This window comes from Streptomyces sp. NPDC006197 (genome assembly GCF_040613865.1).
GTDB lineage: Bacteria > Actinomycetota > Actinomycetes > Streptomycetales > Streptomycetaceae > Streptomyces.
Genome location: NZ_JBEXSZ010000002.1, coordinates 92,433 through 111,145 on the forward strand (window position 1 = coordinate 92,433; position 18,713 = coordinate 111,145).

At 73.0% G+C, this 18,713-nt stretch carries 11 protein-coding genes; 7 read left to right on the forward strand and 4 right to left on the reverse strand.

The genetic code is table 11. The features are described from left to right. The first annotated feature begins 114 nt into the window (after positions 1-114). Both ABZ318_RS01020 and ABZ318_RS01025 read left to right on the forward strand, forming a co-directional pair. On the forward strand, positions 115-5,565 hold the full coding sequence (locus ABZ318_RS01020; protein WP_356900360.1) for a trypsin-like peptidase domain-containing protein: 5,451 nt from the start codon (positions 115-117) through the stop codon (positions 5,563-5,565). A gap of 6 nt (positions 5,566-5,571) precedes the next feature. Further along, the gene (locus ABZ318_RS01025) at positions 5,572-6,645 is read left to right on the forward strand and encodes a serine protease (RefSeq protein ID WP_356900361.1); all 1,074 of its coding nucleotides are present in this window, start codon (positions 5,572-5,574) and stop codon (positions 6,643-6,645) included. A 7-nt stretch (positions 6,646-6,652) separates the two neighbouring features. Here the strand turns inward: ABZ318_RS01025 and ABZ318_RS01030 are convergent, their stop codons facing one another. Further along, complete coding sequence (locus ABZ318_RS01030; RefSeq protein ID WP_356900362.1) at positions 6,653-7,303, reverse strand: 1,4-alpha-glucan branching protein; 651 nt, start codon at positions 7,301-7,303, stop codon at positions 6,653-6,655. A gap of 134 nt (positions 7,304-7,437) precedes the next feature. Here ABZ318_RS01030 and ABZ318_RS01035 point away from each other — a divergent pair, with 134 nt between their 5' ends. From ABZ318_RS01035 to ABZ318_RS01045, 3 genes are all read left to right on the forward strand, one after another. Beyond that, positions 7,438-8,682 carry a serine hydrolase domain-containing protein gene (locus ABZ318_RS01035; RefSeq protein WP_356900363.1) on the forward strand — a complete coding sequence of 415 codons (1,245 nt, stop codon included), beginning with the start codon at positions 7,438-7,440 and terminating at the stop codon, positions 8,680-8,682. Between the two features lie 100 nt (positions 8,683-8,782). Then, a complete protein-coding gene (locus ABZ318_RS01040; RefSeq protein ID WP_356900364.1) occupies positions 8,783-9,247 on the forward strand; it encodes a GreA/GreB family elongation factor in 465 nt (154 codons plus the stop codon). Between the two features lie 4 nt (positions 9,248-9,251). Then, positions 9,252-10,076: a hypothetical protein gene (locus ABZ318_RS01045; RefSeq protein WP_356900365.1), complete on the forward strand. Its 825-nt coding sequence runs from the start codon at positions 9,252-9,254 to the stop codon at positions 10,074-10,076. A 79-nt stretch (positions 10,077-10,155) separates the two neighbouring features. On the opposite strand, the gene ABZ318_RS01050 is transcribed toward ABZ318_RS01045, so the two are convergent. Next, positions 10,156-10,971: a family 1 encapsulin nanocompartment shell protein gene (locus ABZ318_RS01050; protein WP_356900366.1), complete on the reverse strand. Its 816-nt coding sequence runs from the start codon at positions 10,969-10,971 to the stop codon at positions 10,156-10,158. Next, positions 10,968-11,957 (reverse strand): Dyp-type peroxidase, encoded by a 990-nt coding sequence (locus ABZ318_RS01055; RefSeq protein ID WP_356900367.1) that lies wholly within the window; start codon positions 11,955-11,957, stop codon positions 10,968-10,970. Before ABZ318_RS01055 ends, ABZ318_RS01050 begins: the two co-directional genes overlap by 4 nt. A gap of 220 nt (positions 11,958-12,177) precedes the next feature. Between ABZ318_RS01055 and ABZ318_RS01060 the strand changes: the two genes are divergently transcribed. Beyond that, entirely contained in the window at positions 12,178-14,511 is a 2,334-nt protein-coding gene (locus ABZ318_RS01060) for an FdhF/YdeP family oxidoreductase (protein WP_356900368.1), read from the forward strand. A 138-nt stretch (positions 14,512-14,649) separates the two neighbouring features. On the opposite strand, the gene ABZ318_RS01065 is transcribed toward ABZ318_RS01060, so the two are convergent. Next, entirely contained in the window at positions 14,650-17,169 is a 2,520-nt protein-coding gene (locus ABZ318_RS01065) for an ATP-dependent Clp protease ATP-binding subunit (RefSeq protein ID WP_356900369.1), read from the reverse strand. 227 nt (positions 17,170-17,396) lie between these two features. On the opposite strand from ABZ318_RS01065, the gene ABZ318_RS01070 reads away from it, so the two are divergent. Beyond that, the gene (locus tag ABZ318_RS01070) at positions 17,397-18,704 is read left to right on the forward strand and encodes a DUF3533 domain-containing protein (protein ID WP_356900370.1); all 1,308 of its coding nucleotides are present in this window, start codon (positions 17,397-17,399) and stop codon (positions 18,702-18,704) included. The last annotated feature ends 9 nt before the right edge of the window (positions 18,705-18,713 follow it).

Sequence of the window (18,713 nt, forward strand, 5' to 3'; positions counted from 1 at the left end):
GAGGGATCAGCCAGTTCGTCTGGCCTCGACCGGTCATGTCCGGTCACGACTGATCTCGTCAGGTCCGGCGCCGGAGCGACCGGCGCTGCGCGAAGAGCGCCGGGCAGGTGCGGTATGCCGCTCACCGAGACGGAGTGGGGGCTCGTCGCCGGCTGGGTACGGGACCATCTCCTCGACACCCCCGAGCCGCGGGACCGGCTGCTGCGCGCGGGCCTTCCGGCCGACTTCGTCGAGGACCTGCCGCTCACCCCGGACCCCGGCCGGAACGCCCTGCTCGTGGTCGCCGCGTCCCGCCGGGACATCGCCCACCAGCGCCGGCTGCTCTCCGTGCTCGCGGGTCTCGACGCGCTGGCCGCGATCGACGATCCGCACGGCTTCGAGCAGGGCGCCGAGGCCCGGAACCTGCTGACGCGGCTGCGGGAGGACGAGCGGCTGCGCCGTTCCCCCCGGGACCCCTTCCACAGCACGCTCCTGAAGCACGGCACGGAGGTGTTCCTGGACCGGAGCGAGCTGCGCGAGAAGCTCCGGGACTTCCTGGCCGACCCGGAGCAGACGGTGTTCGTCGTCGACGGGCCTCCGGACAGCGGCCGCTCCTACACGTACGAGCTGATCCGCCACCTGGGCCAGCACTGCGACTTCCGTCCGGTCCGGGTCACGCTCTCCCGGACGTCCACGGCGGCGCGGCTGATGGAGCGGCTCTCGGCCTTCGTGGTGGGCCCGGAGGCCGACCGGCTCCCCCTGGACTCCACGCGGTTGAACGATCCACTGCCCTGCCTCGAGGACGCCGCGCACCGGATCGTCGCCCGGGCGACCGCCGCCGAGGAGCGCTTCTGGCTGGTCCTCGACGACTGCGACCGGCTCGACCCGCACTCGGACGTGTGGGACTGCATCGGCGTCCTCGCGCGGGCGATCTACGAGCACACCCCGGTCCGCGCCGAGACCGTGCCCCGCCTCGTCCTGCTCGGCTACGCGCCGACCATGCGCCAACTCCCGTACGAGATCCGCAAGAACGAGTGCCGGGACACGACCCGCCTCGTCGACGAGCACGATCTGCGGTCGTTCTTCCGGGAGTTCTTCACCGACACCGCCCCCGCCGGGCAGGAGGAGACCGTCCGCGAGCTCACGGAGACGGCCGTGGCCGAGGTGCTGCGGGCCGTCGAGTCGCCCTCGACGGAGGACGGTCACATGCGGCGGCTGTGCACGGCCGTGGAGGACGTCGTACGGCTCCACCGGGCGCTCCCGCCGACGTCACCGCCGCCGGGCGAGGCCGGTCACGTACTGCGGGACGCGCTGCGCACCGGTCTCGCCGCGCCCGCCGCCGCACTGCCCGGTCTGCGCAGGTCCTACCGCGAGGCCGCCTGCCTGCTCCAGGAGTTCGACCCCGCGCGGCTCCGGCTCGCCGGCGAGGAGCAGGCCACGGGGCGGGCCGTCCTGGAGCTCGTCGACGACTGCACGGCCCTGCCGGCGCCCGGGGCCACCGTGTGGACGCTCAAGCCCGAGATCCGCGACGCGGCCCTCGCGGGTCTCGCGGGTCCCGCCGCCGCCCTGGACGCCCTCCGGGCCAACATCGGCCTGCGGGCCGAGGGACCCGGCCCCGAGCGCACGGCCCTCGCCCTGCTGACGGGCGCGGGACCGCCCCCGGCGGAGGCGGCGGTCGTGGGCGCCGACTCCCACGACGAGGTCGAGGCGCTCTCCGACGCGCTGCAGGCCACGCTCTGGCTGAGCCGGGTCCCGGGCGTGACCGGACTGCCCGAGGTCGACGAGGTGCAGCGCCGCCTGGAGCGGGCCCGGCTCCTCCAGCCGATGCGCCGGCTCGTCCGGGGGACCTTCCACGGCCGCACCGCCGAACTCGACGCCCTGCACGCCTACATCGCGCTGCCCGAGGAGCCGGCGGAGCCGCCCGTCCTCCTGCACGGCGTCGGCGGGATCGGCAAGAGCACCCTGCTCGCCAGGTTCCTCGTCGACGCGCTCGCCGCCGCGGGCCCCACCGGATTCCCCTTCGCCCACATCGACTTCGCGCGCCCGACGCTCTCCGTCCACGAACCCGCCACCGTGATCGCCGAGACGGCCCGGCAGCTGGGCGTCCAGCATCCGGCCCACCGCGCGGCCTTCGAGGAGCTCGCCGACGAGTGCGAGCGGACGGCGGCGCTCCAGCGCGGCGAACGCAACGAGCTCGACGAGCTCCACCGGCTGGCCGGCACCCGGGCGACGCTCGGCCGCGACTACTCGTCCGACTTCCACGCCCGGGCCAGCGCCCGCGAGCAGGAGCTCGCCCACCGGGTCGCTTCCCTGGTCGCCGAGGCCGTCCGGCCGGCGCCGGGCGAGGCGCCGCCACCGCTGGTCGTGGTCGTCGACTCCTTCGAGGAGGCCCAGTACCGGGGCTCGCCCGTCATCGCCCGCATGTGGGCCGTCTGGACGGCCCTGCGGGCGGCCTACTCACGGCTCCGGTTCATCGTCTCCGGGCGCGCGCCGATCGACCACCCGGCCCGGGTCCTGACCCCGCGCACGATGGAGCTGACCGAGCTGGACCACGAGGCCTCCGTGGACCTGCTGATGTCCTCCGGGGTGACCGACGAACCGCTCGCCGAGGACCTCGCCGACCGGATCGGCGGCCATCCCCTGAGCCTCAAGCTCGCGGCGCGGACGGCGGTCGCCCTGGGCGCCGACTCCCCCTCGCTCGGCGAACTGCTGCGCACACTGCCCTCCCGGCGACGCTACTTCGACCGCCAGGTCGACCGGATGCTCATCCAGGGCACGCTGTACGACCGGCTGCTCAACCACATCGCGGAGGACGACGTCCGGGTCCTCGTGCAGGCGGGCCTGGCCCTCCGCTCCATCACCCCCGACCTGATCCGGGAGGTCCTGGCCGGGCCGGCGGGACTACACGTCGACACCCCCGGCGAGGCCCGCAGGCTCTACGGGCTGCTCACCTCCCGGGTCGACCTGATGGAGTCGGCGGGACCGGAGGCCATCCGGCACCGGACCGATCTGCGGGCGATCATGCTGCGCCTGTCGGACAGCGCGCGGACCGATCTGATGCGGGCGGTGGACCGGAGGGCCGTCGCGTACTACGCGGCCCGCGAGGGGCCCCGGGAGCGTGCCGAGGAGATCTACCACCGGCTCCGGCTCGGCGAGGACCCCCGTACGGTGGAGGCCCGTTGGGAGCCGGGCGTCGCGCCCTACCTGGGCGGCTCGACGTACCGGGAGATGGCGCGCCGCTCGGCGGCGTTCCTCCTCGGCCGGATCGGCGGCCACGTGCCGGACCAGATCATGGCCGAGGCCGACCAGGAGGACTGGGAGCGGATCGCGGCGCGCGAGGTCGAGGACCTGCTCACCCAGGGGTACGTGGAGGCCGCGGACCAGCGGCTTTCGGAGCGGCGGCCGTGGACGCCGTGCAGCAGGCTGCACGCGCTGCTCGCCGAGACGCTCGCCCGCTCGGGGCGGACGGCTCAGGCGCGCGAGGGCGCCGAGCGGGCCGTGGACCGGGCGGAGGAGGCCGGGTGCGCGGAGACCCAGCTCGAACTGCTCCAGCTGTCGGCCCGGCTCGCCCAGGACTCGGGCGACTTCGCGGAGGCGGACCGCGACCTCCAGGAGGCGGAGGAGATCGCCGCGGGCCTCGGGCTGCGCTACGAGTCGCTGGGGGTGCTTGTCGCCCGGTCGCGCCTCGCGGCGCTCGCGGACGTCGACGCCGCCCCGGCGGAGGAGCGCCTGGCCCGGACGCTGCGCGGAATGCCGGACGCGGACCTGGCCCGGCAGCCCTCCCTGGCCCGTACGGCGGCGGCCGCGGCGTACCGGGCGGACCCCCGGCTCCTGGAGCACACGCTGCGGCTGGTGGGGCTCCCGGCGGACGAGGAGGCGGTGGTGACCGAGCTGGCCCGCTGGATCGACGCCACCCTCACCGACGAGCCCGGCCTGCGCGAGCCGCTGACCCGCATCCTGGAGTCCGCCGCCGGGTCCGGGGCCTTCCCGGACGGGGCCGGGGCCTTCCCGGACGGGGCCGGGGCCTCCCCCGGTGCGGACCGCCCGGATCTGGAGTGGATCGAGCGGGCCCTGCGGGAGGCGCGGGGGCGCGGCACCCTGGACGGCGTCGCCCGGCAGGTGCTCGCGCTGCGGGACGGCAGCGGGGCCCTGCTGCTGGGGGTGGCCTCCGCGATGGACGCGGGCCCGGCTCCGCTCGGAGCCGGCCCTCCCCCGCCGCCTCCGGCCGGAGGGGACGTCGACGGGCACGGCGCGGAGCGGGGGCCCGGCCCGCACCCCCGGCCGGACCGCACCGGCCGGGACGCCACCGGCCAGTGGTCGCGTCCCTTCCAAGGAGCCGGCGGCCGGTGGGCGCGTTCCCGCCAGGGAGGCAGCACCGGCCTGTGGACCCGGCCGCCGCCGAACGCCGCCGGGGCCGCGGTCCGGAAGGTGCCGTTCCTGCCGCAGGCGGAGCTGGTCCGGGTCCGCAACGCCGCCATGGAGGCGGGGCTCGCCGACCGGGCCCTGCGCCCGACGCTGCTCAAGGGCGTCCCGGGCTACTTCACGGCCACGCTCGAACCGCTGGAGGACCCCCGGGAGCAGACGCACGCCGATCTCGACGCGATGAACCAGGTCGAGCGGCTCCTCGACGGCCTGGTGCCGCTGGAGATCTGGCTGCACAACGCGATCGAGCAGACCCGCGAGCCGGGCCCGCGCGCCGTGCTCCAGGGCGCCCTGGACGCCGTGGCCCACGCGATCACCGGCGAGGCGGAGCTCCCGGCGGAGCTGATGCCCGGGGAGATGAAGGAGGAGATCGTCCTCCAGGACGACACGGTGCCGTACGGGTTCCTGGGCGCCGGCATCCGGGCCGGTGCCTCCGTCGCGCTGCTGCGGATCCCGCCGTACGAGTCGGGTGCGCCGCTCCTTCCCTCGTACCCGCACGGCGGCACCGGCTGGATGATCGCCCCCGGGCTGCTGATCACCAACCACCATGTGGTGATGGCCCGTTCGTGGGAGTCGGGCGTCCGGCCGTACGTGAGCGACGAGGACCTGCGGCTCCAGGCGGTGATGTCGCGCTCCCGCTTCGACTTCGTCGAGGACGCGGCGAGCCCGCCGGAGGCGACGGCCGGCGAGCTCGAGGCCTGGGACGCGGCGCTCGACTACGCGATCGTGCGGCTCTCCGCCGGCCAGGAGGAGCGGCCGATGCTCCGGATCGCCACCCGACCGCTGCTCGTCCGGGAGCGGCAGCGCGTCCCGGTCAACATCATCCAGCACCCGGGTGGGCTCCCGAAGCGGGTCGCGCTGCGCAACAACCTGGTCTACCGGGCGGACGAGCACGACCTCCTGTACTTCACCGACACCCGGGGCGGCTCCTCCGGCTCCCCGGTCTGCCTCGACGACTGGACGGTCGTGGGACTGCACCGGGGGACGCGGAAGGTGGACGAGGTCGAGTTCCAGGGCGCCCGGACGCGGTTCGTGAACGTGGGCACCCAGATGAGCGGCATCCTGGCCCATCTGCGGGATTCCCGGCCCGAGTTGTACGAGGAGGTCATGGCGGCCCAGTCGGGGCGGCCCGTCCGGGGGGAAGCGAACGCGAAGCCGAGGTGAGCGACCATGCCGAACGGACCACGGAGCGTGTCGCCGGTGGCGACCGGTGCCGAGCGGATCTTCGGTGATCTGCGGGAGGTGGCCGCGCGGGTGCGCGCGGAACTGGAGGCGGAGATCGCCGAGTCCGCGCTCGAACTGCCCGCCGGCGCGGCGCCGGCGGCCGAGATCTCCCGCTTCGCCCGTGACGAGCGGGCCCGCGTCCTGGAGGCGGGGGTCAGTGGTCTGGAGAAGCTGGCCGGGCACCGCGAGGACGAGCTCGACGAGGGCGAGGTCTTCGGTGTGGAGGCGATCGTCCTCCTGGAGGGCCGGCCCGCGATCCTGGTCCAGCGCCAGGACTTCGCCCCGCAGCACGACGAGTGGTCGGTGCTCGAACCGCAGCGGCCCGCGATCCGGGAGTCGTTCGCGCGGGTCGGCCGGGTCGAGGTCACCGGGCATCCCAGCCTGGACTGGATCGGTACGGCGTTCCTCGTCGGCCCGCGCACGGTGATGACGAACCGTCACGTGGCGGCGGAGTTCAGCCGCCTGGAGGGCGAGCGCTGGATGCTGGAGTTCGGCATGTCGGCGCGGGTCGACCCGGCGGAGGAGCTGCCCGTCGAGGGCGAGCCGCCCGGGCCCTCGGTGCCGTACGAGATCACCGACGTCATCGGCGTCCACCCCGACGTCGACATGGCCCTGCTCCGTGTCGAGCCCTTGACCGAGGACGGCCTGCCGACGCCGCTCGCGGTCGCGGCGGACGCGCCGGCGAGTCTGCCGGGCCGCCCGGTGTACGTGATCGGCTACCCGGCCTGGGACGGCCGGCGCAACGAGCCCGAGTCGATGCGCCGGATCTTCATGGACGTCTACAACGTGAAGCGTCTCCAGCCGGGCGCGGCCACCGAGTTCACGCCGGGCGGCCTGGTGATGAAGCACGACTGCTCGACGCTCGGCGGCAACAGCGGCTCCCCGGTGTTCGACCTCGCCGACCACCGGGTCCTCGGGCTGCACTTCGGCGGCCGCTACCGCACGGGCAACTTCGCCGTCCCGCTCTGGGAGCTGGTGGAGGACCCGCTGCTCGCCAAGGCGGAGGTCAACTGGGTCTGAACGTCCCCTACTCGGCGAGGGCCACGGCGTACGCGCCGCGGGCGGTGGTCCCGTCGTCCAGGCGCCACTCCGCCGTGACCCGGCCGCGGCCCGGTACGTCGTCCGCGCCGGGGCGCAGGACGCGCCGCAGCCGGAGCGTCAGCGGCGCGGCCGCGTCGGTCTCCCGCACCTCCACGTCGGTGTGGTCGGTGCCGTCCGTGACCCGTACGAGCTCCGCGCCGGTCCCGGCGGGGGCGAGCGAGGCGGAGACGGTGGGGTCGGGCGTGTCGTCGACGGACTGGTGCTGCGCCTCGGCCCGGCCTGCCATCAGGGTGTACAACTGGGCGACGAGCACCGGGTCGTGGGTGCCGTCGTAGATCCAGCGCGTGCCGAGGACGCCGTGTTCGGAGGTGCCGATGAGGGCGTGCTCGGCGCCCTCCAGGGGTGCGCCCCGGTAGGTCATCGGGACCAGGTAGGCGACCGCGTCCGGTCCGGCGCCGTCGGTGACGGCCATGAACTCGATGCCCACCTCGCCGGCGGGGTCGTCCAGCCGGAAGCCGCCCGCCTTGGCCGGCCTCGGCTCCTCGGACCCACCGGCGTACCAGGGGCGGGTGGGCAGCCAGGCGGCGAGCAGCTCCAGTTTGGTGGGCTGCATCGTGGTGTGGTGGATGACGGCCATGGCGTGTGCTCGTTCCTCTCGATCTGGGCGCGGAGAACGGCAAGCTAACAGACGGGCCGGGTCGCGATGCGAGGGCGTGCGCACCGACCTAGCCTGGAACCGGAGTGTTGTTCCCGGCCGGCAGGAGGCCCGCCGTGAGGTACTCGCACACACGGAACCGGCGCGTCTGCGCGGTCTTCGCCGCCCTCGGGATCCTCGCCGCCCCGCTCGGCGCGGGTGCGGCCTTCGCCGCCGAACCCCCCGGCCCCGCCGCCTTCGTGGCGACGGCCCCCTCCCCGTCGGCGGCGTCGGACTTCCCCGAGCTCACCCCGGCCGTCGCGGCCCGTCTGGACCGGGCGGTCCAGGACGTGATGAAGGAGGCGGGCGTTCCCGGCGTCACGGTCGGTCTCTCGGCGCCCGGCAAGGGCACGTACATCCGCTCCTTCGGCGTCGCCGACAAGGCCACGAAACAGCCCATGAACCCCGGTCTCTACATGCGGATCGGCAGCGAGACCAAGACGTTCACGGTGACGGCCCTGCTCGAACTGGTCGACCAGGGCAAGGTGAGCGTGGACGACCCGATCTCGAAGTACGTCGACGGCGTGCCCAACGGCGACAGGATCACCCTGCGCAACCTCGCCTCGATGCGCAGCGGTCTCTTCAACTACTCGGCGGACGAGGGCTTCTACAAGGCGCTCACGTCCGATCCCGACCGGCCGTTCACGCCGCAGGAGCTGCTCGCGTACTCGTTCAAGCACCCGGTCCAGTTCCAGCCGGGCGCCGAGTTCGACTACTGCAACACGAACCTGATCCTGCTCGGCCTGGTGGTGGAGAAGGTCAGCGGGACGCCGCTGGACCGGTTCATCAGGGAGAACGTCATCCGGCCGGCGGGGCTGCGGCACACGTACTTCCCGACGGACGCCGCCTTCCCGAGCCCGCACGCCCACGGCTACACCGTGCAGACCGCCTCGGGCGAGCTGCAGGACTCCACCGACTGGAACCCGTCCTGGGGCTGGGCGGCCGGCGCGATGATCTCCGACCTCCAGGACCTGCGCACCTGGGCCCGCGTGGTCGCGACCGGCACCCTGCTGACGCCGAAGACACAGGCCGAGCGGCTGAAGACGTACCCCACGGGTCTCGCCGGAGCGGGCTACGGCATGGGCATCTTCAACGTCCAGGGCTGGATCGGACACAACGGCTCCCTGCCGGGCTACGAGTCGCTCACGATCTACCTGCCGGAGGCCAGGGCCACCCTGGTCGTGCTCCTCAACACGGACGTGCTGCACGACGGCAACGAACCGAGCACGCTCTTCGGCCAGGCCATCACCCGCATCGTGACCCCGGACCACGTCTTCGACATCCCGGTGACCCAGGCCAAGCCGAGCCCGAGCGGGAGCTGACGCGAGTCCCCCACCCCTCCGACAACCTGCCTGATAACCTGCGAAATGTCCTGAATGCCCTATCGCATTCCTTCGTGCCGCCGCAGAGTCGGGAGCAGCAATGACCGGTGGACCCGAGCCCATCAGCGCCGTCGCCCGCGAGGATCTCGAGCGCGAGCTCGCCGAGCTGCGCACCGAACGCGAGGCCGTCGCCGCCACCCTGCGGGACGGTGGCGGCGACGAGGTCGGCGACCGGGCCGACCAGGCCGACGAGTTGCAGCGCGCCGACGACCTCGACCGCCTGGACGCCGACATCCAGGAGATCGAGGGGCGGCTCCGGGAGGCTTCCGTCGCACCGGCTCCGTCCTCCGACGCGGTCGGTGTGGGCAGCAGCGTGACCGTGCGGTTCGAGGACGGCACCGAGTCGACCGTCCAGATCGGCGAGCTCGCGAACGCCCTGGACGCGACCCTGGTCACCGCCGACAGCCCGCTCGGCCGGGCCCTGCTCGGCCACAGCGCCGGCGACACCGTCACGTACGAGACACCCGGGGGCCGGGCGACCGCGGTCGTGCTCTCGCTCGGCTGACGGCGTGCCGGAAGCCGCCTCCCCCGGGCCCGGCCGTCAGGAGATCCGAGAAGCCGACCGCAAGGGCGGCCCGGGGCACACCGTCCTGGTGGCGCTGGCCCTCGCGGTGCCCGTCACCAAGCTGGCCTACACGGTCGGCGGCGGCGATGCCGTACGCGACGTGCTGGTCGGCATGGAGCCGGCGAACTGGCCGGACGTCCTCGTCGGCATGGTGATCACGGACCCGCTGCTCGGGTCCGTCCTCGCCGTCGTCGTCTCCCGGGTGGTCTTCGCCCTGTTCGCCGCCCGCGGGGCGGTCCCCCTCGGCGGCGGGACGGCGCGGGCCGTGCGGCGGGCGGCGCTCACGCTCGTCAACCCGATCGCCGTCGGGATCATCGACGCCTGTTTCTTCGGGCCGTGGTGGGGACTCGCCACCGGGCTCGCCGCCTTCGCGCTGCGCCAGGGCGTGGTCGTGGAGTACCGCACGGGACGGCGCCGCCCGCACCACCGGCACGAGCAGGACCGGGCCGGGTACGTCGATCCCGGCTACCGGCCGCCCTCCTGGCTGCGCAGGGCCGCCGGTGTGGAGCAGTGGGTGGCGCTGTCCCTGACGGTGGTCGTGCTGCCGTTCCTGGCGTTCGTCTCGGCGCTCGACGGGCAGGCGTGGACGTCCGTCGTCGAGTGCCGGGTGACGGAGGGCGCGCGGACCGGGAGCAGCCGTCTGATCGAGCTGAGCCGCGAGGGCGACGGCGTGGTCGGCTGGAACCTGGACTCCGGGCAGATCTCCAACGGCCTCGGCTGCACCAGCGAGGAGAGCCGCTACGTGCGCGAGCCGTGGTGGCGTCGCTGACGGCCGCGCCGGCCGCCGCCCCGGCGAGCGCCGAGACGGCGAGCCGGGGCACCGCGCCGAGGAGTCGTCGGTCCACGGCTCAGGGCTCCAGGACGACGACGGCCTCGTCCGTGTAGGCCAGGAAGGTCAGCGTCTCCTGGAGGTACAGCTCCACGCCGGCCGCGTCGTGCGCGGTGTAGCCGATCGCCACGTCCTGGCCGATGCGCAGTTCGAAGTCGCCGCCCCGGGTGGAGAGGACGAATCCGCCGTCGAGGGCGGGCGCCCAGATGGGGGAGCCGTCGAGCATCCGGGTGAGGTGGGCCGCGATCGGGTAGCCGTGGTCGGAGGTCTCGCTGACCGCCCGGTACGGGTCGGCGCCGAGCAGCAGGGCGTACGGTCCGTCGACGCCGGCGAGCCGCAGGGCGGTGAGGGCCCGGCTGACCGCGTCGGGGTAGTCGCGGGGCTCGGTCGGCAGCCGCAGCACCGGGTTGGAGCTGCGGCCGCGCAGCCCTTCGACCCCGGCGGCCTCGTACCCCTCGAAGACCATGCGGTCCTCGATGAGCGCCAGCGCGCGGGCCGCGTCCTTGACGGGCTGCCAGTCGGAGTCCTTGGAGCCGCGCTCGACGTCGTCGACGGCGGCCCGGTCGACGGTGAACGGCACCCGGACCTCGACGAGGGGCCGCGCCTCGCGCAGCCGTGCCGTGACGCCGGGGGCGGGCGCCCCCAGGTCGGAGAGGTGGCCCGTGCCGACGGCCGAGAGTTCCGGTCCGGCCGGGTCGGGGACGTCGACGACGCGGCGGCCCGCGACGTTGCGGCGGAAGGTGCGGCGGGCCTCCTCCTCGATCTCGGCCCAGGCGGCCGCGGTGATCGGGGCGAGTTCGCGGTGGAGGTTGCTGCTGGACTCGGGAGGCGTCATGGGGCGAGGGCTCCTTTCAGGCTGCCGATGCCCAGGGTCTCTCCGGGGGCTGCGGCGGCCGGCGGGGCGGGGAGGTCGTCGAGGAGGTCGGCGCTCGGCACGAAGAAGAGGCCGCCGGTCACGGCCCGGGAGAAGTCGAGGATGCGGTCCGTGGTGCCTGGGGGATCGCCGAGGAACATGTTGCGGAGCATCCGCTCGGTCACGGCGGGCGTCCGCGCGTAGCCGATGAAGTAGGTGCCGAACTCGCCGGTGCCGACCTGGCCGAACGGCATGTTGGCGCGGAAGATCTGCTGCTGGACGCCGTTCTCGTCGGTGATCGTGTTCAGCGTGACGTGCGAGTCGGCGGGCTTGGCGTCGTCGGACAGTTCGATGTTGGAGCCCTTGGCGCGCCCGATGACGTGCTCCTGCTGCTCGACGGTGAGCGCGTCCCAGGCCGCCATGTCGTGCACGTACTTCTGGACCATCACGTAGCTGCCGCCCCGGAAGTCCGGGTCCTCGTCGCCGATGTGGACCGCGTCGGCGGCCGTCGTGCCCTCGGGGTTCTCGCTGCCGTCGACGAAGCCGAGCAGGTCGCGGTCGTCGAAGTACGCGAAGCCGTGCACCTCGTCGACGACGGTCACGGAGGCGCCCAGGGCGGCCACGATGTGCCTGGCCAGCTCGAAGCAGAGGTCCAGGCGCCGGGCGCGCAGATGGAAGAGCAGGTCGCCGGGGGTGGCCGGGGCGCGGTGGCGGGGGCCCCGGAGCGCCGGAAAGGGGTGCAGCTCGCGGGGGCGGGGTCCCCCGACGAGCCGGTCCCATCCTTCGGAGCCGATGCCGGCGACGCAGGTGAGGTACGAGTCGGGGGCGCGGAACCCCACCGAACGGGTCAGCCCCGTCAGGTCCTGGAGCGCCTCACGGACCACGGTCTCACCGCCCGGGTTGACGGTGGCCACCAGGAAGACGGCCGCCTGCGAGGGCGGGGCGACGACGTACTGGGGTACGGCCATGGCGCTCCCACGAGAGGTGACGAAAAACGGAGGAAAGGGACAGCGCCAGCGTAGGTGCGCATGATCCGGTACGCAGCCCGGCGGGCGGCCCGTCGGGGGCGGGCGCCGGAGCACCGGATGCCGCGAGGTGGCCGACGCCGGGCGGCGGGCTTAGCCTGCCCGAAGGGGTCCTTCCGTCCCACCGTGCCCATGCGTCCGCAGGGCGAGAGGGTGAAGCGCCTTGAGCACCGACCAGGACGAGAGCACCGCCCCGGACGAGCGAGCACCCCTGGAGCACCGGGTGGGCCCGGAACCCGAGGGCGAGCCCGCGTTCCGTCCGTACCACCATCCGGCGGCGGGCTGGGGCGCGGCGAAGAGCGTGACCCGGTTCATGGCGCGCGAGGGCGCCCTCCCGATGGACGGCCCGCGCGCGATCATGAAGATGAACCACGAGAACACGGGCTTCGACTGCCCCGGGTGCGCCTGGCCGGACGACACCAAGGGCCTGCACCTGGACATCTGTGAGAACGGCATCAAGCACGTCACCTGGGAGATGACCCGCAAGCGGGTCGGGCGCGAGTTCTTCGCCGCCCACTCGGTGACCGAGCTGGCGGGATGGACGGACTACGACCTGGAGAACCAGGGCCGGCTGACCGAGCCGATGGTCTACGACCCCGACTCGGACCACTACGTCCCCATCAGCTGGAAGGACGCCTTCGCACTCGTCGGCCGCACCCTGCGCGAGCTGGAGGACCCGAACCAGGCCTCGTTCTACACCTCGGGCCGGCTCGGCAACGAGGCCACGTTCCTCTACCAGCTGATGGCCCGCGAGCTGGGCACCAACAACCTTCCCGACTGCTCGAACATGTGCCACGAGGCCAGCGGCCGGGCCATGCAGGCCTCCCTCGGCACCGGCAAGGGGACCGTCGACCTGGCGGACTGGGAGACCGCCGACGCGCTGTTCATCCTGGGCGTCAACGCCGCCTCCAACGCCCCCCGCATGCTCACCGCCCTCACCGGGGCCCACGCCCGGGGCGCGCAGATCGTGCACGTCAACCCGCTCGTCGAGGCCGCCGCCAGGCGGGCGATCATCCCGCACGACGTCAAGGACATGGCGACCTTCCACGCCACGAAGACGTCCACGCTCAACCTCCAGGTCCGCATCGGCGGCGACATGGCACTCGTCCGCGGGATGGCCAAGGCGATCCTGGAGCAGTCGGTGACCGATCCCAAGGCGCTGGACCGCGAGTTCGTCGAACGGCACACGACCGGCTTCGAGGAGTACAGGGCGGCGTGCGAGGCGACCCCGTGGGAGGAGATCGAGACGCAGTCCGGTCTGAGCCGCGAGGACGTCCTCAAGGCGGCGCGGGTCTACCGCGAGGCCGACCGTTCGATCATCAGCTGGTGTCTGGGCGTCACCCAGCACGAGCACGGCGTCGACACCGTGCGGGAGATCGTCAACCTGCTGCTGCTGCGCGGCAACCTGGGCCGGGAGGGCGCGGGCCCTTCCCCGGTGCGCGGCCACAGCAACGTCCAGGGCAACCGCACCTGCGGCATCGACCACCACCCGAGCGAGGAGTTCTTGGACCGGCTCGCCGAGGTCTGCGCGATCGAGCCGCCCCGGGAGCACGGTCTGGACACCGTCGGCACCATCAAGGCGATGCACGACGGCGACGTGAAGGTGTTCGTCGGCATGGGCGGCAACTTCGCGCTCGCCGCCCCCGACACCCCGTACACCTACGAGGCGTTGCGCAGGTGCGAGCTCACCGTCCAGGTCAGCACCAAGCTGAACCGCAGCCACGTCGTGCACGGCCGCCGGGCCCTCATCCTGCCCTGCCTCGGCCGGACCGAGAAGGACCACCAGCGCAAGGGGATCCAGAGCACCTCGGTCGAGGACTCGATGAGCATGGTCCACATGTCGATCGGCATGAAGCGGCCCGCCTCGCCGCACCTGCTCTCCGAGCCGGCCGTCATCGCGGGCATGGCGCGCGCCGCACTGCCCGACAGTGCCACGCCGTGGGAGTGGTACGTCGAGGACTACGACCGCATCCGGGACACCATGGCGAAGGCCCTCGACGGCTTCGAGGACTTCAACCGGCGCGTACGGCTCCCCCTCGGCTTCCGCATCAAGCAGCCCGCCCGCGAGCTGGTCTTCCTCACGCCGTCCGGCAAGGCCGAGTTCGCGAGCCCGCCCCTGCCGGACGTCGTTCCGGAACCCGGCACCCTGGCCCTGGGCACCATGCGCTCCCACGACCAGTGGAACACCACCATCTACTCCGACAACGACCGCTACCGCGGCATCAGGAACCTCCGCACCCTCGTCTTCATGAACCGGTCCGACATGCGGGAACGCGGAATCGCCGACATGGCCCCCGTCGACATCACGAGCACCGCCAGGGACGGCAGCCGGCGGCATCTGAACGGCTACCTCGCCGTCCCGTACGACATCCCGCGCGGCTGCGCGGCCGGCTACATGCCCGAGATGAACGTGCTGTGCGCCCTGGACGACTACAGCACCCAGAGCGACCAGCCGATCATGAAGCACCTCAAGGTGACGATCGAGCCGACTTCCTGACGTCCGGTCACCCCCGGCGGGCCGGCCAGTCCAGGAGGAGGCACGCTCGACCGCCTCCCGGGGGACTCCGTACCGAGGTGAGACGGGGGTACGGGGCCGCTCGGGACGGCCCCGTACCCGGCTCTCGCGCGGCGGCCGTCAGGCCACCGCGGTGCTCCCGGCCTCCTCGTGCTTGCGGACCGTGCAGTGCAGCGAGTCGTCGACGACGTCCGCGACGATCGTGTCGCCGGGGTCCGCCTCGCCGCCGAGGAGGAGGGTGGCGATCCGGTTGTCGAGCTCCGCCTGGATCGTGCGGCGCAGCGGCCGGGCGCCGAAGGCCGGCTGGTAGCCGTGGGCGACGAGCAGCTTCTTCGCCGCCTCGGTGACCTCCAGGGTCAGGCCCTGGGCGTGGACGCGGTGCCTGCTCCGGTCGAGGAGGTGGTCGAGGATCTCCGACAGGTCCTTCTCGGTGAGGCTGTGGAAAACGATGATGTCGTCGATGCGGTTGAGGAATTCGGGCAGGAAGCGGCCCCGCAGGTCCTCCATCAGCTCGTCCTTGAGCTCGGCGGCGTCGCCCTCGTGGGCGAGGATGCGGTGGGCGCCGATGTTGGACGTCATGATGACGACGCAGTGGCGGAAGTCGACCGTGCGGCCCTGTCCGTCCGTGAGGCGCCCGTCGTCGAGGATCTGGAGCAGCGTGTTGAAGACGTCGGGGTGCCCCTTCTCGACCTCGTCGAAGAGCACGACGCTGTACGGCTGGCGGCGGACCTTCTCGGTGAGCTGGCCGGCCTCCTCGTAGCCGACGTATCCGGGGGGCGCGCCGACGAGCCGGGCGACGGTGTGCTTCTCCTGGAACTCGCTCATGTCGAAGCGGATCATGCGGTCCTCGGCGCCGAAGAGCAGCTCGGCGAGGGTCTTGGCGAGTTCGGTCTTGCCGACGCCGGTGGGGCCGAGGAAGAGGAAGGAGCCGACGGGCCGGTTCGGGTCGCCCATGCCGGCCCGGTTGCGGCGCACGGCCTCGGAGACGGCGGTGACCGCCTCGTCCTGGCCGACGATCCGGGCGTGCATCTCCTCCTCCAGTTTGAGGAGCTTCTCCTTCTCGCTGGCGGTGAGCTGCGAGACGGGGATGCCGGTGCGGCGGGAGACGATGTCGGCGATGTCGGAGGCCGTGACCGAGACGACGCCCTCGCGGCGCTCCTCGATGCCGGCGAGCTCGCCCTCGATCTCGGCCATCTGCTCCTTGAGCTCCTTGGCCTTCTCGAAGTCCTCGCGGGCGACGGCCTGGTCCTTCTCGCGCCCCAGTTTGGCGAGCTCGTCCTCGCGGCTGACGACCTCGGTGGAGCGGCCGCCGCTGCGGAGCCGTACCCTCGCGCCGGCCTGGTCCATCAGGTCGATGGCCTTGTCGGGCAGGAAGCGGTCGCTGATGTAGCGGTCGGAGAGCTCGGCCGCCGCGGCGAGGGCGCCGTCGGCGAAGCGGACCTGGTGGTGGGCCTCGTAGGCGTCCCGGAGTCCTTCGAGGATCTGCACGGTCTCCTCGACGGTGGGCTCCGGGATCAGGACGGGCTGGAAGCGGCGTTCGAGGGCGGCGTCCTTCTCGATGTGCTTGCGGTACTCGTCGATGGTGGTGGCGCCCACGACGTGCAGTTCGCCGCGTGCGAGGGCGGGTTTGAGCATGTTGCCCGCGTCCATCGAGCCCTCGCCGGTGGCGCCGGCGCCGACGACGGTGTGCAGTTCGTCGATGAAGAGGATGATGTCGCCGCTCGCCTCCTGGACGTCCTCGATGACCTTCTTGAGGCGTTCCTCGAACTGTCCCCGGTACTGCGCTCCGGCCACCATGCCGGACAGGTCCAGGGAGACGACCCGCTTGCCCTTCAGGGTGTCGGGGACCTCGTCCGCGACGATGCGCTGCGCGAGGCCCTCCACGATGGCGGTCTTGCCGACGCCGGGCTCGCCGATGAGCACGGGGTTGTTCTTGGAGCGGCGGGAGAGGATCTCGACGGTCTGCTCGATCTCGTCGGCCCGGCCGACGACGGGGTCGAGCTTCCCCGCCCTGGCCTCCTCCGTCAGGTCCCGGCCGTACTCGTCGAGGGTCGTGGCCGGCTGCTTCGCGGCGGCGGGGGCGCCCTGCTCCGGGCGGGCGGGCCGGGCCGCCCGGTCGGTGAGGCCGCGCAGCTTCTTCACGTCCACGTCCTCGGGCCGCAGGAAGCGGGAGGCCCCGGAGTCGGCGTCGTGCAGGAGGGCGCTGAGGATGTGCTCGGGGCCGATGTACGAGAGGCCGGCCGCCTGCGAGTAGGCGTGGGCGGCGGCGAGAGTCCGCTTGGCCGCCGGGGTGATCCCGGGCCCGGCAGACGGCTCGGCGGACTCCCCGGGGCCCGCCGCGGCGAGCCGGTCGGCGAGCTTGTCGGGGTTGACCCCGCCCTGGGAGAGGAGCCGGCGGGTCGGCTCGACCTGGGTCGCCGCCCACAGGAGGTGTTCGGTGTCGAGGTCGGAGCTGCCGTCCTCGCCGGCCTTGCGCGCGGCCGTGTTCAGCAGTTCGTGGGAGGACTCGGTCAGCAGCCGTCCGATGGGCACGCGCTGCACCGCCGGGGGCGACGAGGCCGGCGACATGCCGAAGAACCGGTTGAACAGGTCGCTGAACGGATCCGACGAACCGAAGGGTGAACCGAACGCCATCGACATGGCAGCTCCTGAAGGGGCGAAAGAGGGTCTTCCCCACTCAAACCTGACGCCGACCGCTCCGCAATCGGAGCGGGACCGGCGGTACGCCGACGCGCCCGCTCCGCCCGGAAGCCGATCTGCCGCCCCGTACGGGAGCCGACACGCCACCCCGTACGGGAGCCGACACGCCGCCCCGTACCGACGCCCGAAATGCCCGGATCGCGGCTCCGTCCGCCGACGATGGCCCCATGACCTCCGCGCTCCCCCCGAACACCCCGGACCCGGACCCCGGACCGGACCCGGCCCCCGGCCCCCAGGTCCGCGCCTCCGCACTCGTACGGCACGCCAAGCTGTGGCTCGTACCGACCGTCCTGTGCGCCCTGGTGTCGCTGTTGCTGTCGCTCCTCTACATGGGCGGCATCCTCAGCCCGAGCGACCACCTGGACCGGCTGCCCATCGCCCTGGTCGACGAGGACGAGGGCCGCCCGCTGCCGGGCCAACGGGAGAACCTGGGGAAGCAGATCACCGACTCGGTCGCCTCGGTGGGCTCCTCGAAGACCACCGTCGACTGGCGCCGCCTCGACAGCGCCGCCGCCCAGGACGCGCTGGCCTCCGGCAAGGTCTTCGGCGCCCTGGTCGTCCCGGCGGACTTCACCGCGTCCGTCGCGGCCCTGACCACGAACCGGGCGACGGCCCGTCCGACACTGACCGTGCTCACCAACCCCGGCCTCGGCAGCCTGGGCTCGTCCCTGGCATCCCAGATCAACCAGAACGCGGCCCACCAGGCCTCGCTGACCATCGGCAGACAGCTCTCGGCCGCCTCCGCCGTGCCGACCACGAAGGTGCTCCTGTCCGACCCCGTCGCGGTCGTCACCCGCGTCGGCCATCCGATCGGCCGGCACAGCGGCCTGGGCCTGACCGCCTTCTACTACACGCTGCTGCTCGTCCTGGGCGGCTTCATCGGCGGCAACATGATCCACAGCGGCGTCGACACCGCGCTCGGCTACGCCGACAGCGAGATCGGGCCCTGGCACACCCGCCGTCCGACCGTTCCCGTCAGCCGCACCCAGACGCTCGTCCTGAAGATGCTGATGACCGCCGGGATCTCGCTCCTGACCACCACGCTCGTCATGGTCGCCACCATCGGAATCCTGGACATGGACGCCGACCACCTGCCGATGCTGTGGCTCTTCTCCTACTGCGCGACGGTCGCCGTCGGCCTGGGCGTCCAGGCCATCAACGCGGCCTTCGGCGGCATCGGCCAGCTCGTGTCCATGTTCGTCTTCATCGCGCTGGCCCTCCCCTCCTCCGGGGCGACCGTCCCCCTGGAGGCCACCCCCGCGTTCTACCGCTTCCTGGGCGTCTTCGAGCCGATGCACCAGCTCAGCGCGGGCGTCCGGTCCATCCTGTACTTCGACGCCCAAGCCGACGCGGGGCTCGCCCGCGGCTGGATCATGATCGCGGTCGGCGCGGCGGGGGCCCTGGCGTTCGGCTTCGCCATGACCCACTACTACGACCGCCGGGGGCTGCGCCGCCTCACGCCGCAGCCCGAGTGAGCGGAAACG

What these genes read in the sequence shown, in the direction of transcription:
- ABZ318_RS01055 (WP_356900367.1), bottom strand. Translation starts at nt 11,957, where the DNA reads ATGGCCGTACCCCAGTACGTCGTCGCCCCGCCCTCGCAGGCGGCCGTC.
- ABZ318_RS01050 (WP_356900366.1), bottom strand. Translation starts at nt 10,971, where the DNA reads ATGACGCCTCCCGAGTCCAGCAGCAACCTCCACCGCGAACTCGCCCCG.
- ABZ318_RS01030 (WP_356900362.1), bottom strand. Translation starts at nt 7,303, where the DNA reads ATGGCCGTCATCCACCACACCACGATGCAGCCCACCAAACTGGAGCTG.
- ABZ318_RS01070 (WP_356900370.1), top strand. Translation starts at nt 17,397, where the DNA reads ATGACCTCCGCGCTCCCCCCGAACACCCCGGACCCGGACCCCGGACCG.
- ABZ318_RS01025 (WP_356900361.1), top strand. Translation starts at nt 5,572, where the DNA reads ATGCCGAACGGACCACGGAGCGTGTCGCCGGTGGCGACCGGTGCCGAG.
- ABZ318_RS01040 (WP_356900364.1), top strand. Translation starts at nt 8,783, where the DNA reads ATGACCGGTGGACCCGAGCCCATCAGCGCCGTCGCCCGCGAGGATCTC.
- ABZ318_RS01020 (WP_356900360.1), top strand. Translation starts at nt 115, where the DNA reads ATGCCGCTCACCGAGACGGAGTGGGGGCTCGTCGCCGGCTGGGTACGG.
- ABZ318_RS01065 (WP_356900369.1), bottom strand. Translation starts at nt 17,169, where the DNA reads ATGTCGATGGCGTTCGGTTCACCCTTCGGTTCGTCGGATCCGTTCAGC.